The organism is Novosphingobium sp. B 225, from assembly GCF_002198665.1.
GTDB lineage: Bacteria > Pseudomonadota > Alphaproteobacteria > Sphingomonadales > Sphingomonadaceae > Novosphingobium.
The window spans coordinates 44,742-59,940 of the sequence record NZ_MWLM01000026.1 but is presented as its reverse complement, the minus strand read 5'-3'; the positions used below and the strand labels follow the sequence as shown (position 1 = coordinate 59,940).

Sequence of the window (15,199 nt, the reverse complement as noted above, 5' to 3'; positions counted from 1 at the left end):
CCCCTCCGTCAGCCCTGCGGGCTGCCACCTCCCCATTTGTGCTTCGCAAAAATGGAGAGGATCGTGTTCATTCCGCCGCTTCGGCCAGCGGGGCCGGATCGGCGGGGTGATAGTGCAGCTGGTCCGGGCGCGCGTAGGTGACGTCCCAGTTGGGTTCGCCCTGCATGAAGTCCGGCAGGTTGGTCATGTAGATCGCTGTGCCGAACGCGCCGTCCCAGATCCGCGGCTTCCAGCTGTCATCGACGCAGTCACAGTCCGCGCCGTATTCCGCATCGCCGCCCGCCGGGCAGGGGACATAGAAAAACGCCGCGCTGGTCAGCCGGTGACGGCCGAAGCCCCAGTTCCAGTCGCCGTACCGATAGCCGCGCCGATCGAGGTAGTTCTTGGCGACCATCAGTTCATCGATGTCTTCCACCTCCCAGTTGGCGTGATGGAATTTGAGCGTGCCGTTGAACCCCGGCATCGGCGCGTGGGCATTGGCCAGGAACACGTTGTGGTGCTCATAACAGCCGTCAGCGCGCATATAGACGCCGAAGCCCTTCTGCATGTCGGTGATCCGGAAGCCCAATCTGTCGCGGTAGAATTCCAGCGCCTGCTGGACGTCCGGAAAGGTCCAAACGCAGTGGTGCGTACGCTTGGGCAGCGCGCGGTCGATCCATTTGCGCGGCTGGTTGAGCCGTTCGATCCGCCCCACCGTGTTCTGCGGGGTCGGCGCGCCGAACACCGCGCGCGGTTGCCACACCTGCAGGCCGATCGCTTGCCCGAACGGGGTGACGAAATGGACCACGCCCTCGGCATCGGTGTGCAGTGCGATGTCCGGACCGAGCCGCGCCTTGATCCGGGCAAGCCCCTCGGCACTGTCCACCGCCCAGACGCATTCGAACACGCCCTTGCCGGTCTGCACCGTGCCTTGCGGCAAGCGCGGGTGGCCGTGTTGCAGGATCAGCGTCTGCGATCCGTCTGCCACTTCGAACAAGGCCTCGTCCGGCCTGCGTTCGATCAGCGTCAGCCCGAAGTCGGTGAAGAAGCGGACACATTCCGCCACATCATCAACCGCCCAGATCAACCGCCGGATACCGATAATCGCCATATGCGAATGCTCCCTCGAAGATGGGAAGCGGCATGGGGCGGGGCGTGGCTGCGGTTGTTGATCCAGCGCAAATCCGGGGCATGGATTGAACGGGACGCGCGGTATCGGATTTATGGAAGGGTGGTTCAGCCCCGCCGGAACAGCAGCGTCAGCAGGAACAGGATGGTCCTGAAATCCAGCAACCTCAGCGCCGCGCGCGCCTCGGCCGGGGTGAGCTTGGCGACCATCGGCATCGCGCCGAAGATCTTGCCGCGGATCACCAGGTTGCCCGCCTCGCCCGAAATCTTGCGGATCGCCATCAGTTCCTTGTCGTTGGCATCAAGGATGACGGCGGTGGGAATTTTGGCCTTCTTGCTCACTGCCCGTTCTCGCTCGGTCATACTGGCCTCCCGCAGACCTTGTCGTAATCGATGCCTGCATCGTCCATCATCTGGATCGCGGTCGCCCGCCCCGCGCCGAACACGCCGCCGCCGGGGTGCATGAACGGGCCGACCAGATAGAGTCCCTCGATCTCCGGCACGCGCAGGCTGCCCAGATCCGGGGTTGGGCGATGGCCGGCCGACTGGTAGAAGAACGGCGCACAGCCGTGGATGTCGCCGCGCACGAAGCTGGCCGGGCTGTCGCGCTCGTGATCGACTGGCGATCGGATCAAGCGGCCGGTGATATTGTCATCGGTCAGGTTCACATAGAATTTGCGGTATTGCGCCAAGGCCTTGTCCGCGACCTCATCCTTGCGCGCGTCCCACGATCCGGGGCCATCCGGGTAGAGGTCATAGGGTGCAAAATTGACGCCATAGAACACCCCGGCCCCATCAGGCGCGCGGCTGGGATCGAACACCGTGTTGTCACCGCCCGCGATCAGCCGCTCACTCACCTCGCCGCGCCGCAGCTTGTCATATTCCAGGCACATGTCGCGAACCGAATAGAAGTCCATCAGTTCGGTCATCATCGCATTGCAATCATTCCCGACCTTCAGCTTCAGCCGCTCCTTCAGCGTCATGTGGGTCAGGTTGATCGAGAAAGTCGATTGCGTCACCCGCTCGGCGCGTTCGAGCACCGGTTCGGGCACTTCGGCCACGAATTTGCGCAGCACATGCGGGTGGAGCGCGGCGATCACGCCATCACGCGCCATGAAGGTTTCGCCATCGGTCAATTCCAGCCCGACCGCTTTGCCGGACGAGACCAGCACCCGCGCAACCTCGGCATTGCAGCGCACTTCGCCGCCGAAATGCTCGATCGCGCGAACCAGCGCGTGGCTGAGCTGGCCGGAACCGCCCTTGGGCATCGAACAGCCGAATGTGTGGATGATCCCCGGCATCACAAAGGCGCCCATGCCGGTGCCAAGCTCGTCAGGCATCTGCAGGTTTTCGGTCACCATCCGGACGATGTGGAGTTTCAAGAGGTCGCTCTCGAAATAGGCATCGACGATGTCGAGCGCGGTGCGCTGCATCAGGTCGAGCAGGAAGCGGCCTTCGTCGCTCTGGTCCATCATCGCCACGAATGCGCCCAGCGGAAACGGCGGGGCGTACATCCCGCTCATCAGCATCGGCAGCGCAGTCTGGCTCATGCCGACGAACCGGCGATAGGCCTCCGCGTCCTTCTCGCCCGCCACCCGCGCCAGTTCCTCGCAGGTCCGGTCAAGGTCCTTGTAGCTGCGGAGGACAGTGCCATCCTCCCAGATCGAAACGTGGACCAGATCGGGATAGATGTATTCGAGCCCGAATTTGGAGAGCAGCCCCAGCTCATCCTCGCGCAGCATCGGGTTGCCCTGGATCATGATATGCACGTTCGAATGCTCGTCATGCCAGAACCCGGGGTGGAGCAGCTCGCGCGTCGAAACCCCGCCGCCATAGTGGGGCTTGCGTTCCAGCACGAGCACCTTCTTGCCAGCCTTGGCCATATAGGCCGCGGCGGTAAGGCCATTGTGACCCGCACCCATCACGACAACATCGTACTGGCTCATGCTTGGTCTCCCGAAAAGAAGGCGCGAAAGCCCGCGATGCCGGGCACGTGGCTGGCGCAGCCGCCGTCGCTGACCAGCACCTGCCCGGTGATGTTGCGCGCCGCGTCAGAGGCGAGGAAAGCGACGGCTTCGGCAATGTCCTCGGGCGCGCCGAGCTGGTCGCGCAGGGTTTCGTCCTCGACCGCCTTGCGCAGCGCTGGCGGGAAGGCTTCGAGCAGGGCCGGAGTGACGGTCATACCGGGCGCGACCGCGTTGCAGCGCACACCGTAGACCCCGTGGCTGGCGGCGATCGAGCGGGTCAGCTGGATGATCGCGGCCTTGCTGCTGGCATAGGCGGCCTGGATCAGGTGGCCTTGCAGCGCCAGATTGCTGACCGTGTTGACCACGTTGCCCTTGCTCGCCCGCAAGTGCGGCAGGGCAGAGCGGCAGGCGATCATCGTGCCGCGCACGTTTACGCGGTAGGTCCGGTCCCACAGCTCGGTCGCCATGCGTTCCACATCGCCATCGTTCTGCGCAATCTCCGGCCCTAGCAGCGCGGCGTTGTTGTGCAGCACATCAAGCCGGTCAAAGTGCGCCACGGTGCTTTCGATCAGCTGCTCGATCGACGCCTCGTCACCCAGATCGAGCGGCAGGGCGATGGCACCGGGCAGCGTTGCGGCCAGTTCCCGCGCGCGCTCCACCGCAATATCGGCCAGCACCACGCGCGCGCCGCGCGCTGTCATCAGCCGGGCCGTAGCAAAGCCGATCCCCCCAGCCCCGCCGGTGATCACTGCAACCTTGCCATCAAGACGGATCGCATCGCCTGCCATGATCACTCTCCCGGTACTTGCTTGTCCTGCCACTGGTCTTAAGCTGCACGGCGATGGTGGGAAGACGGCACTTATTTGTGCCCTGCAAGGGGACCGGCACATGACCGCGCCGCGCGACGGCATCGCTGCACTGGCCGCGCAGATGGCCGCCCATGGGACCGAGCGCGACGCGCCGGTGCGCGCGGTGATGGCTCTGCTGGGGGATCGGTGGACCACCCTGATCCTGCTGGTGCTGGGCATGGGCGCATGGCGCCATGCCGAACTGAAACGGGTGCTGGCGCAGCTATCAGCCGAACAGGCGATCTCGCAGCGGGTGCTGACGCTGAAGCTGCGCACGCTGGAACGCGATGGGTTTGTGGCGCGCAGCGTAACCGGGGATGTGCCGCCGCGGGTCAGCTATACCCTGACAGCGCTGGGGCAGGGTTTGCTGGCGCAGGCGCAAGGGCTGATCGGGTGGATTCAGGAACAGTCCGGCCCGATCCGTGCGGCACGGGCCAGGTTCGACGCGGACGCCTGATCAGCGCTGGCCGGTATCGTTCTGCCAGCGCACCGCAATCTCATCACGCAGCACTTCGTCGACCGGCTCCAGCGGGATCACGTTGCTGGCACCCTGCGCCCGGCGCTGGGCCACGGCTTCGAGCCGTTCGACCACCCAGCGCAGCGCTTTGTCATTGCTGTTCGTCAGGTGCCACTGCACCACTTCGCGGATCGGCGGGATTGCGAAAGGCAGTTCGCGCATCACCAGTGGAAAGGTCTGCACGACCTGTTCGGCAAGGCGGCGATGCATCGTGACGATCCGGCTGGTACCCAGCACCAGCCCCGGCAGCGACAGGAAGCTGGGCGCAACAATCTCGATCCGGCGCTGCTGCTTTTGTCGGCGGGTGAACCATTCGTCGAAAGCCGGCATCTGCGCGCGCCCGAACCGGGCGGTGACGTGGCCCAGTTCGAAATAGCGTTCACGCGTCACTTCACCCTGCAAGGCCGGATTCTGTGCATCGCCGACCACCACGTAATCGTCTTCGAACAGGACCTGGCTGGGATGATCGGCGGATACGGCAAAATCGATCGTCATCAACAGATCGATATAGCCGCGCTCCACCGCTTCGATCGGGTTGGTGCTCATCGGCTGGATTTCGAAGCGCATGTTCGGCGCGTCCTGTTCCAGCTGGGCGAGCGCTTCGGCGAGCAGGACCTGCGTGGTGTAATCGCTCGCCATGATCCGAACCTGGCGTTCAGCCGTGGCGGGATCGAACGGCGGAGCGATGGCAATGGTGCTGCGGATCTGTTCCAGCACCGCGCGCACGGGTTCAATCAGTTCTTCGGCCCGCGCGGTCAGGATCATGTGCCGCCCTTTGACCATCAGCAATTCATCGCCAAAATAGTCGCGCAGCCGGCCCAGCGCGCTGGAAGTGGCCGATTGCGACAGGCACAGCCGGTCTGCCGCCAGGCTCACGCTCTTTTCGGTAAGCAGCGCATCGAGCGCAACCAGCAGGTTGAGGTCAAGCCGTCCGAACCGCATCGCCAACCTCCAAGCCCCCCGTCTATTCCAAAGTCACGAGGGCGCTGGCGGCGAGTGTAGCAAGATCTCCATCATGCGCAAATCCGGCGCGCTCGGCGGCCGGAGTCGCCAGCGGTGGGTTCGACGCAAAGGCGGCTTCGAGCGCGGCATCCGGCTGGTAGGTGACCAGATCGGGCGAGACCCCGCACTGCCGCGCGATCTCTCCCGCCAGATCGCCCATCGCGATCCGCTGGGCCGGCAGGGTGACCGCGCGGGTTGGCGGCAGCAGCGCCGCATCCAGACTGAGCGCGTGCAGGAAATTGTCCGCACAGCGCGCCACCGATTGCGCCCAGATCGTGCCCTGGGCCGAGACTGGGCACGCGAACGCTTCGCCCGCCTTCAGCGCGTGAAACAGGTTCGACATGAAAGCGCTCTTCATGCCGCTTGGCCCCTTGGGGCGGGCGAGGATGCCGGGCAAGCGCACCGTCACCCCGTCAATCATCCCGCGATTGGAGAACATTGCGACGGCATGTTCCATCATCGCCTTGTGCCCGCCATAGATCATCTTCGGGCTGAGCGGGGTCTGATCATCGACCAATGCCGGCAACGGATCACCATAGACCGCGATTGAGCTGGCATAGACCACCCGCAAGCCGGGCCGCATCGCCGCCGCTTCCAGCAGCAAATCGTACATCACATCCACATTGATCCGGCGGCTGGCCACCGGATCGGCCTCTGCCGCGCCGCCCGGCACCGTGGCGAGGTGGATCAGCGCGTCGAGCCCGCCTGCCAGTGCCGCAGCGCGCACCGCGCTATCGCCAAGGTCACCCGCGACCACTTCCGCTCCGGCTGGAATACCGCTCGCCTGGCTGTCGATCCCGACCACCTGATCCCCGCGCGCGAGCAGCCGGGCAACGATCTGGCGGCCAACGAACCCGCCTGCACCGGTGATGACGACACGCATGGCTTGCCCCTCAATACCGGTCAGGATAGGCGGTTTTGACACTCTCCGAGAAACCGTCCACCCGATAGGGCAACATCTCGGCATTCCAGCGATCCCACAGTGCCCGCATGTCTGCCAGGCGTTGCGGTTCGGCCTGCCCGCGTTCGGCCCGTTCGCGCTCATCCTGCACCAGGTTGAACAGATGCTCTTTGCCGCCCAGCTTGACGTACTTCCAATCGCCCTGCCGCACGGCGGCCTGCCCGCCCGCATTAAAGCGCCAGAACAGCGTCCGTTCGACCGGCGCTGCCGTGCCCAGCAGCTGCGCTGACAGATCAATCCCGTCAAACCGGCCGGCGGCTGCGACATTTCCGCCCGCGATCGACAGGAACGTCGGCAAGAAGTCCATCGATGCCATCACTTGCTGACTGGTGCTGCCTGCCGCGATCCGGGCTGGCCAGCGCGCCAGCAACGGAACGCGGATTCCGCCTTCCAGCACTTCGCCCTTCTGGCCAGTGAACGGCCAGGTTTCGGAAAAGCGTTCTCCGCCGTTGTCGCTGGTAAAGACCACCAGGGTATTGTCAGCCTTGCCGGTCCGCTTGAGCGCCGCCAGCACCTTGGCCACGTTCTGGTCCATGATTTCGACCATTTCCCGGTATTTGGCGAGATTGCCCCCGTCATAGTGCTGGGAAGATCCGATGGTCCGGGCCGCAGCCTCATCCTCGCGCCCTTCCCACGGCCAGTGCGGCGCGTTGAAGTGCAGACTGAGGAACAGCGGCTTGTCACCAGCGGCCTCGATTGTCCGCACGGCTTCGTCACCGAACATGTCGGTCAGGTACCCTCCTGCCGCGATCCCCTTGTCATCGCGGGCAAGGCCAATGCCGACTTCCCTGTTGCCCATGACCATCCTGTGCCGGAAATAGTCCGCCGCACCTTCGACGATGCCCAGGAATTCATCATAGCCATGCTGCAACGGGCCGTGCTTGCCGGGATCGCCCAGATGCCATTTGCCGATCAGCTTGGTGTGGTAACCCTGATCGCGCAGCACCGAGGCAATCGTCGGCTGATCAAGCGGCGGCCCCAGGTTCGCGGGGGCATTGGCGGCCACCGGCTCTTCGATCCCCACGGCCAGCCGCTGGGCATAGCGCCCCGTAAGCAAGGCCGTGCGGGTGGGTGAGCAGATCGGGGTTGATGAGTAACCCTGGCGCAGCACCACCCCTTCGCGCCCGATCGAATCGATCGCGGGAGACTTGATATGGTGCGAACCGGTGATCGACAGGTCGGCATAGCCAAGATCGTCGGCCATGATGAACACGATGTTGGGCGCCGCCGCCTGACCCTTGCCGAATTTGGCCAAGGGCTTTGCGGCTGACAGCGACGTTCCCGCAAGCAAGGCTGTCGTTGACAGTCCGGCCACAAATTGCCGGCGATTGGTGCTGCTCATCCCATCCCGCTCCCGATCTGATCAAGACGAAGCCCCGGCACCGCCTTGCGGCACCGGGGCTGCATCATGTGGCAGGCGTCCTCAGAAATCCGCGCTGAGACGAAGCCCGTAGGTGCGCGGCGCCGAATAGTGTGCCACGGCCACGCCGATCGGCGAGGACTGCGGGGCCAGATTGCGGCGCTTGTTTTCAAGGTTCCGGACATAGCCGGTGATCGCCCAGCCACCTTCGGCATTGCGCAGGGTCAGCGAGGCATCGGTTGTCCAATAGGACGGGATCAATTCGAACGGCAGCCGCTCAAACGCCCCCCACTGGCTGTCGCGCCAGGCGGTATTGACGTCGGCGACCAGTTCCAGGTTGTCGGTCACCGGCACAACCTGTTCTACGCCAAAGTTGAGCGTCCACTTGGGCGCGAACAGCCCGGTGGTACCAGAGCAGTTGAAATCCTTCACTGGGGCGCCGCCAGCAAATTGGCCGGTCAGCGTAAACGGGCAGGCAAAGTTGTCACGCGGGGCGGCAGTGTAAAGATGCAGGTCATCGTATTTCGAATCGAGGTACTGGAGCTTGGCGCTGATCGTGGTGCCTCCCGCCGGTTTGACCACCAGATCAACGTCAAACCCCTTGATCGTCGAGCGCCCGGCGTTCTCGTTCGAGTTGATCAGCGTGCCGCTGGTATCGACCGTGAAATAGGTGATCTGCTGGTTGCGGTACTTCCACAGGAAGCCTTCCAGGTTGAGCTGCACCTTGTTGTCAAGGAACCGGTTCTTCGATCCGATGGTGTAGGCGGTGATATATTCCGGTTTGTAGCGCGGACGCCCCTCGGCCATCTGGAACCCGCCCGAGTGATAGCCGGTTTCGACCGTGGCATAGAGCAGGTTGCTCGCCCCGACATCGTATTCGGCCGAAGCCTTCCAGGTCGCGCGGGTGAAAGTGCCGCTATCGACGTTGGGGCTGTAGGTCTTGAGGATCAGCCCGGCACCCGACAGCAGCGGGAACACCTGGGTGTTGGGCTGGTCGGTCATCCCGGCGGGGATCCAGCCATTGGTCTTCAGCCAGTTGACCGTGTCACCCGTGTTCAGGAAGTTCGGGAAGCGCGGCAGCGCCGCCGGGTTGGCGCAGCCGCCCGGACGCCCGCCAACGCCGAACGAAGCCGGCGGCGTAACCGGCGGAATGCCGCCGCAGAAGGCGATGAAATTGTTGATGATGCCGTTGATCGACTTCTTGTCGTGGGTATAGCGCAGCCCGCCGATCAGGCGGAACTGGTCGCTGACATGCCCGGTCAGCTGGCCGAACAGCGCCCAGCTGTCCGCCTTGTGGTCATAGACCTGGATCGGCAGTACGAATTCCTGATTGTACTGGTTGTTCGCGTGGATCTTTTCGTTGAAATAGTATCCACCCAGCACGTAATCCAGCATCCCGTTCTGGCCCGACAGGCGGGTTTCCAGGCTGAACTGCTTGATGTCCTCGTTGGTGTTCGAAACGTTGAAAGCAGGGCCAGTCAGGAACGTGCGATCCTTGGTTTCGCGATAGGCCGGGATCACCGTCAGCTTGCCGATGCCGGTCTGCCAGTTCAGTTCGGCATTGACCCCCCAATAGGTCGCATCCAGCTTTTGATCGCGGTTCATGGCGCTGAGGAAACCGAACCCGGGCGCGCCCAGCACGGTCTTGCGATAGGCATTGGCTGCCGCCGTGTTGAACCCTTCGTTGGTATCGAAAGTGGTCGGAGTGAAGGTGTAGCCGGTTGGCCCCGGAGTATAGCCACCCAGATAGGTCCCGCCAGGACCGAACCCGCCGACATGGGTGTAATCGCCTGCCAGCCGCAGCGAAAGGTCGCTTGATGGCTGATAGAGGAACTGCGCGCGGACACTGCCACGCTTGGCATCGTCGGTGCCATCGCGGTTGTAGCCGTCATGTTCAAGATAGCTGCCCGCAATACGCAGCGCCGAAGTTTCACTCACGGCCAGGTTGGCGTGGCCGTTCACGTCCACCGCGTTGAAATTGCCATAGCTGAAGCTCCCGCCCAGGCCGTTCTTGCCCAGTTCGGGACGCATCGGGATGATGTTGATCGCCCCGCCGGTTGCATTGCGGCCATAGAGAATGCCTTGCGGCCCCTTGAGCACTTCGACGCGCTGCAGATCGTAGAATGCCGCACCGAACACACCGCCGCCGCGCCCCAGCACCACGCCGTCATAGTTGGGGGTGACTGCCGGATCGTTATAGCTGCTGGTGGTGATGTTGCCGACCCCGCGCAGGAACACCGAGGCGATCGAACCGCCCGATGCCGGAATGCTGAGCGCAGGCACCGACTTGGTCAGGTCCGTCGCCGACGAAATCCCCCGACTGGTCAAGCTGGCCGCGCTGACCGCATCGATTGCCAAGGCGGCCTTCTGCAGCGATTCTTCCTTTCGCTGCGCGGTGACGACGATATCGGTGATGCCGGACTGGTCATCGGCTGCCTGGGCCATGGCTGGTGCGGCCAGGCCGAATGCGGCCAGAGCGGTGGTGGTATAGAGTGCAAAGCGCATGCGTGATCCTCCCCGATACGCGGATTGTTGATGGCGTGCATAATGACCCGTGCTGGCAAGGTCGCTTTGATTGTTTGGATGGCTATCTATCCATGGTTCGGAATTCCCTTGTCGCGCCCGCCCGTCTAAGCAGGCAGCATGACCGGGGAGAACATCAGCAGCATTGCCAGCGCACTTATCGTGGGCGGCGGAATTGGCGGCATGGCCGCAGCCATCAGCCTGGCGCGCGCCGGGGTAAAGGTCGATCTGATCGATCTCGATCCGGACTGGCGGGTCTATGGCGCCGGGATCACGATCACCGGGCCAACGCTGCGCGCTTACAGCCAGCTTGGCCTGCTGGACCGGATCAAGCAGGAAGGCGCCGTCACCGACCATTCGCGGATCCGGCTGTTCAACGGTCAGATCCTGCGCGTGCTGGACGAACCGGTAATCGAGGAAGGCCTGCCCGCCACCGGCGGGATCATGCGCCCGGTGCTCCACCGGATCATGCAGGATGCAGTTCGGGCGCTGGACATCCCGGTGCGGCTTGGCCTGACCGTGACCGCGCTGTCCGAAACCGGCGATGCGGTGGACGCGACCTTCTCGGACGGCAGCAGCGGCCGCTATGATCTGGTGATCGGCGCGGACAGCGTGTTTTCGGGCGTGCGCGACCTGTGCTTTCCGCACATGGGCCCGGCCCAGCCAACCGGCCAGGGCTGCTGGCGCATCTCAATCCGCAAGCCGCCCGAACAGGACAACATGGGTGAATTCTATTTCGGTGCCGAAGCCCCCTGCGGCATCACCATTTGCGGCGAGGATGCGGTTTACCTGTTCCTGCTGACCCCGCATGTCGAACGCGAGGAGCATCTCAGCGACGACGAACTGTTCGATCATCTGCAAGCGCACCTGGCCCCGTTCGGCGGCAATGCCGGGTGGATCCGTGACAACATGACCCGCGCAGACTGGATCAATTACCGCCCGCTGGCCGCGGTGCTCCAGCCGCGGCCGTGGTCCAATGGCCGGGTCGTGCTGCTGGGCGATGCGGTCCACGCTACCACCCCGCACCTTGCCAGCGGCGCAGGCATGGCCGTGGAAAGCGCGATCGTGCTGGCGCAGGAACTGGCCCGCAACGCTTCGGTCAACGCCGCGCTGCAGGCCTATGAAGACCGCCGGTTCGACCGTTGCCGCGATGTGATCGAAAGCAGCGTGGCGATTGGCCAATTGCAGCTCGATCATGGTCGCCCGGACCAGATCGCCGGGCTGATCGAAGGCGCGCTGGCGCGGCTCAACGAACCGTTCTGAGGGACTTCTCCGAAACTCGCGAAAGAGCGAGTTTCGGCAGCAACACCGGGCCGGGGGAGCGGGCCGGTGTTGTCAAAATAACGCAAATGGACAGGCGCGCGGCAATTTGCCACACCGCCTGACCATGACCAGCGACAGTCATCAGCCCAAGATTCCCGCCTGGCCGCCCAAGAGCGCGCCGCGCCTGTTTGTGCCCGGGCCGCTGGGAGTGGCCGATCACGTGACGATCGAGGGCCCGCAGGCGCACTACCTTGCCCGGGTGATGCGGGTGGGCGCGGGTGATGCAGTGGTGCTGTGTGATAACCAGACCGGCGAATGGGCCGCGCGGGTGCTGGAGGCCGGCAAGCGCGAGGTAGTGCTGGCCTGCGAAAGCCTGCTGCGCCCGCGCGAGGGCGTGCCCGATTTCACGCTCTGCGCTGCCTTGCTCAAAAAGGACCGGTTCGATCTGGTGCTGGAAAAAGCGTGCGAACTGGGGGTGCGGCAGATTCAGCCGGTGCTGACCCGGCGCTGCGTGGCCGACAAGCTCAATCTTGAGCGGGCGCAGACGATCCTGACCGAAGCCGCCGAACAGTGCGCCCGTACCGCCCTGCCCGAACTGCTCGCGCCGGTGAAGCTTGATCAGTTGCTGCGCCAATGGGAACCGGCGCGCGCACTGTTTTTTGCCGATGAGGCAGGCGGAATCGCCGCCGCCCCAGCCTTTGCCGCCCATAGCGGCCCCGCCGCCGTGCTGACTGGCCCCGAAGGCGGGTTTGACGCAGCCGAACGCGAAGCGATCCGCGCCCTGTCCCAGGCCCGCGCGATCACGCTGGGTCCACGCGTGCTGCGCGGCGAAACTGCTGCATTGGCCGCCACCGCGCTGTGGATGGGGGTGACCGGAGATTGGGCCCGCGATCAGGATTGATACCTAGCGCCCCGGCAGCAATCGCTTAGCCACGCTGGCGTTATTTGCAGGCCATGTCACAGGCATGGCCGTCATATCCCCTATCCGCGTCCTTCAGTGCGACGCTGCATGCGCTGCGGCTGGCGCTGGGTCTGCTGTGCCTGCTGGCCTTGGCCTGGCCCAGCGCGACCTGGGCGCAGGCCAGCAGTCAGTACACCAACAACACCAGCGGTGCGATCAACGATGTAACTTGCGGGACCGGAACCGAGCTCGTTCGAACTTTCACCGCAGGATCGAATGTGACGATCACCGATGTGAACATAGGTGTGGCACTGCAGCACACCTTTCGCGCCGACTTGATCATCACGTTGAGATCGCCGCAGGGTACCGTGGTCACGCTAATGAATGCCGAAGGCGGAGATGGTGACAACCTTTCCGACCTGTTCGACGATTCTGCTTCCCAACCGATCGTCAACCATGCGGTGAGTGCCACCGATTCAATCGCAGCTGTTCCGCCCTATTCTCACAACTTCCGTCCCAATACCGTGCTGTCCGCCTTCAATGGTCAGCGCTCGTTCGGCACCTGGACGCTGACCATCTGCGACAATGCTTCGGTCGACGTCGGCACCTTTACCCGGTCCGATCTTTATATCACCGGCACCACCCTGGCCGACCTGTCGCTGGCGATGACCTCGTCGAGCGCCGCGCCGACCTATGGCACCACGTTCACCTACACCCTTACTGCAGCCAGCGCTGCGTCCTCCAGCGCTACCGCAACCGGAGTGACCGTCAGTGACGTGCTGCCAAGCGGCGCGACCTATGTCAGTTCGACTGGCACCGGCACCTACAACAGTGCCACCGGGGCATGGAGCGTGGGCAGCCTGGCCGCAGGTGGTTCGGCCAGCCTGACGATCACCGCCACCGCCAGCGGCGCGGTTGGCAGCAGCGTGACCAACACTGCCCAGATAACCGCCAGTTCTCAGTCCGATCCCGATTCCACCGTCAACAATGGCGTCACCAGCGAAGACGATTATGCCAGCCGGACAGTCACGATTGGCGCCAACACAATCAACTGCCCCACGGGATCGACCGCTACCGGATCGGGCTATGCCAGCAGCGGAACCAGCGCCAAGGTTGGGCAGATCTTCTGGCTCGACTGGACCTGTACCGGCACAGCCTTCTTCAACGCCGGGGCCACGGTCAACAAGAGCTGGACCGTGGGCGACGGCATGGCGATCACCGGACAGATCACCAGCATTACGCAGGATATCCGGCCCTACACCGTTGGTGAATGGGGCGGGGATACGCTGCAATTGCTCCACGCCGGACTCAATCCGATCGGGCTGGTCAACTATATCCCGAGCGGGGATCCGCAATTCAATCTGGCCTTGTCTGCCACGCTCAACGGCAGCCCGGTCAGCTTGCGCTATGTCATGGGCGATGCCGAGGATTCCGACGGGCCGACCACCAACGAATCGATCAGCGCCACCAGCAACGGCACGGCCTGGCAGACGATCGAAACCTATGGTTCGATCACGGTCAGCAATTCCGCCGGAACCACCACGATCTATGATCCGGTTGGCGGGGTTGGGACAGCCGTGGTGGAAAGCACCGCATCCGCGCTATCGCTGGGCGTAACGATCTATTCGGCTGGCGGAACTGCCGCCGCCTTTGGGTTCTATGCTCCCTATGATTTCAGCGACGCACCGCTGACCGGGACCAGTTATGGCGCGGCCAATCATCGCAGCCTGCCCGGCCTGCGTATGGGTGCGGCCGTGACCAGCGAAAGCGCCGCCTATGACAGTGCCAATGCCTCGGCCGATGCCGATGACGGCGCGACCATCCCAGCCCTGTTTCGCAGCCAGACCAGCACAATCAATGTCGCAGTGAGCGGCCCCGGCAAGCTTAGCCTGTGGTTCGATCGCAATGGTGACGGTGACTTTGGCGATACCAATGAAGCGGCCATTACCGATGCTGTCGATGGTGGCAGCGGCGATAGTGACGGATTGGCCAACGGCGTGATTGCCCTGGCGCTTACCCCGCCGGCCAATACCACTATCAATCCCACCATTGCCCGGCTGCGCTTTTCATCGAACAGCAGTGCCGCCAGCAGCGGCCTGGCCGGCTATGGCGAGGTTGAGGATTACCAGATCACCGTGATCTATCCCAACCTGACCGTGGCCAAGACCAGCAGCGTGGTCAGCGATCCGGTGAATGGCACCACCAATCCCAAGGCGATCCCAGGCGCGACGATGCGGTACTGCGTAACCATCACCAATGGCGGCAATTCGGCGGCCAGCACGATCACCCTGTCCGATGCCCTGCCCGGCACGGTCAGCTATGTTGCGGGAACGATGAAATCGGGCACAAGCTGTGCCGCCGCCGCAACCGTGGAGGATGACAACGCCACCGGCACCGATGAGACCGACGGTTTCGGCGCTTCCGTCTCTGGCTCGACCCTTTCCGGGCAAGCCGCTTCGCTGGCGGTAGCAGCCTCGGTCGCGCTGATTTATGATGTAACGGTGCAGTAGAGCCTGTCCTGATTGGGTGGAGGCTTCGTCATCGCATCAGAAAGCCCGCTGGCAAGGCGCGGTGTGCAGCAGGGCTCGTTGCCCCTGCAAGCGACGTGGGCGCTGTCCAGCGGGTTTCCTGATGCCGACCCGCAGGGCGGGCCTGATTTGGCCCAGCGCAGCGTTGCGAGCCAAGAGCCATTGGGGTCACTATGCGATGGCATGGCTCCCTCCTCGCGCCTCGCGCTGAGCCAAATCAGG

The 15,199-nt window shown here is 63.9% G+C and carries 12 protein-coding genes; 4 read left to right on the top strand and 8 right to left on the bottom strand.

The annotated features are described in order from the left end of the window. Positions 1-67 precede the first annotated feature (67 nt). From MNBBLIKP_RS03350 to MNBBLIKP_RS03335, 4 genes are all read right to left on the bottom strand, one after another. Complete coding sequence (locus MNBBLIKP_RS03350) at positions 68-1,090, bottom strand: VOC family protein (RefSeq protein ID WP_088307453.1); 1,023 nt, start codon at positions 1,088-1,090, stop codon at positions 68-70. Between the two features lie 125 nt (positions 1,091-1,215). Beyond that, the gene (locus tag MNBBLIKP_RS03345) at positions 1,216-1,470 is read right to left on the bottom strand and encodes a hypothetical protein (RefSeq protein WP_088307451.1); all 255 of its coding nucleotides are present in this window, start codon (positions 1,468-1,470) and stop codon (positions 1,216-1,218) included. Further along, a complete protein-coding gene (locus tag MNBBLIKP_RS03340) occupies positions 1,467-3,053 on the bottom strand; it encodes a phytoene desaturase family protein (protein WP_088307449.1) in 1,587 nt (528 codons plus the stop codon). Before MNBBLIKP_RS03340 ends, MNBBLIKP_RS03345 begins: the two co-directional genes overlap by 4 nt. After that, positions 3,050-3,862 (bottom strand): SDR family NAD(P)-dependent oxidoreductase, encoded by an 813-nt coding sequence (locus tag MNBBLIKP_RS03335; protein ID WP_088307447.1) that lies wholly within the window; start codon positions 3,860-3,862, stop codon positions 3,050-3,052. The genes MNBBLIKP_RS03340 and MNBBLIKP_RS03335 overlap by 4 nt, the downstream gene beginning before the upstream one ends. Positions 3,863-3,962: 100 nt before the next feature. On the opposite strand from MNBBLIKP_RS03335, the gene MNBBLIKP_RS03330 reads away from it, so the two are divergent. After that, on the top strand, positions 3,963-4,379 hold the full coding sequence (locus MNBBLIKP_RS03330; protein WP_088307445.1) for a winged helix-turn-helix transcriptional regulator: 417 nt from the start codon (positions 3,963-3,965) through the stop codon (positions 4,377-4,379). Here MNBBLIKP_RS03330 and MNBBLIKP_RS03325 read toward each other — a convergent pair whose 3' ends face one another. The 4 genes from MNBBLIKP_RS03325 to MNBBLIKP_RS03310 all read right to left on the bottom strand — a co-directional run bounded on the left by MNBBLIKP_RS03325 (position 4,380) and on the right by MNBBLIKP_RS03310 (position 10,267). After that, positions 4,380-5,381: a LysR family transcriptional regulator gene (locus tag MNBBLIKP_RS03325; RefSeq protein ID WP_088307443.1), complete on the bottom strand. Its 1,002-nt coding sequence runs from the start codon at positions 5,379-5,381 to the stop codon at positions 4,380-4,382. A 22-nt stretch (positions 5,382-5,403) separates the two neighbouring features. Continuing rightward, positions 5,404-6,324, bottom strand: coding sequence for an NAD-dependent epimerase/dehydratase family protein (locus MNBBLIKP_RS03320; RefSeq protein ID WP_088307441.1), 921 nt, complete (start codon positions 6,322-6,324; stop codon positions 5,404-5,406). Between the two features lie 10 nt (positions 6,325-6,334). Beyond that, on the bottom strand, positions 6,335-7,744 hold the full coding sequence (locus MNBBLIKP_RS03315; RefSeq protein WP_088307439.1) for a sulfatase-like hydrolase/transferase: 1,410 nt from the start codon (positions 7,742-7,744) through the stop codon (positions 6,335-6,337). Between the two features lie 81 nt (positions 7,745-7,825). Beyond that, a complete protein-coding gene (locus MNBBLIKP_RS03310; RefSeq protein WP_088307437.1) occupies positions 7,826-10,267 on the bottom strand; it encodes a TonB-dependent receptor in 2,442 nt (813 codons plus the stop codon). Positions 10,268-10,405: 138 nt separating this feature from the next. On the opposite strand from MNBBLIKP_RS03310, the gene MNBBLIKP_RS03305 reads away from it, so the two are divergent. The 3 genes from MNBBLIKP_RS03305 to MNBBLIKP_RS03295 all read left to right on the top strand — a co-directional run bounded on the left by MNBBLIKP_RS03305 (position 10,406) and on the right by MNBBLIKP_RS03295 (position 14,959). Continuing rightward, positions 10,406-11,548, top strand: a complete 1,143-nt coding sequence (locus MNBBLIKP_RS03305; RefSeq protein ID WP_088307435.1) for an FAD-dependent monooxygenase — start codon at positions 10,406-10,408, stop codon at positions 11,546-11,548. 124 nt (positions 11,549-11,672) lie between these two features. Continuing rightward, positions 11,673-12,449, top strand: a complete 777-nt coding sequence (locus MNBBLIKP_RS03300) for a 16S rRNA (uracil(1498)-N(3))-methyltransferase (protein WP_088307433.1) — start codon at positions 11,673-11,675, stop codon at positions 12,447-12,449. Positions 12,450-12,502: 53 nt separating this feature from the next. Next, on the top strand, positions 12,503-14,959 hold the full coding sequence (locus tag MNBBLIKP_RS03295; protein WP_088307431.1) for a CshA/CshB family fibrillar adhesin-related protein: 2,457 nt from the start codon (positions 12,503-12,505) through the stop codon (positions 14,957-14,959). The last annotated feature ends 240 nt before the right edge of the window (positions 14,960-15,199 follow it).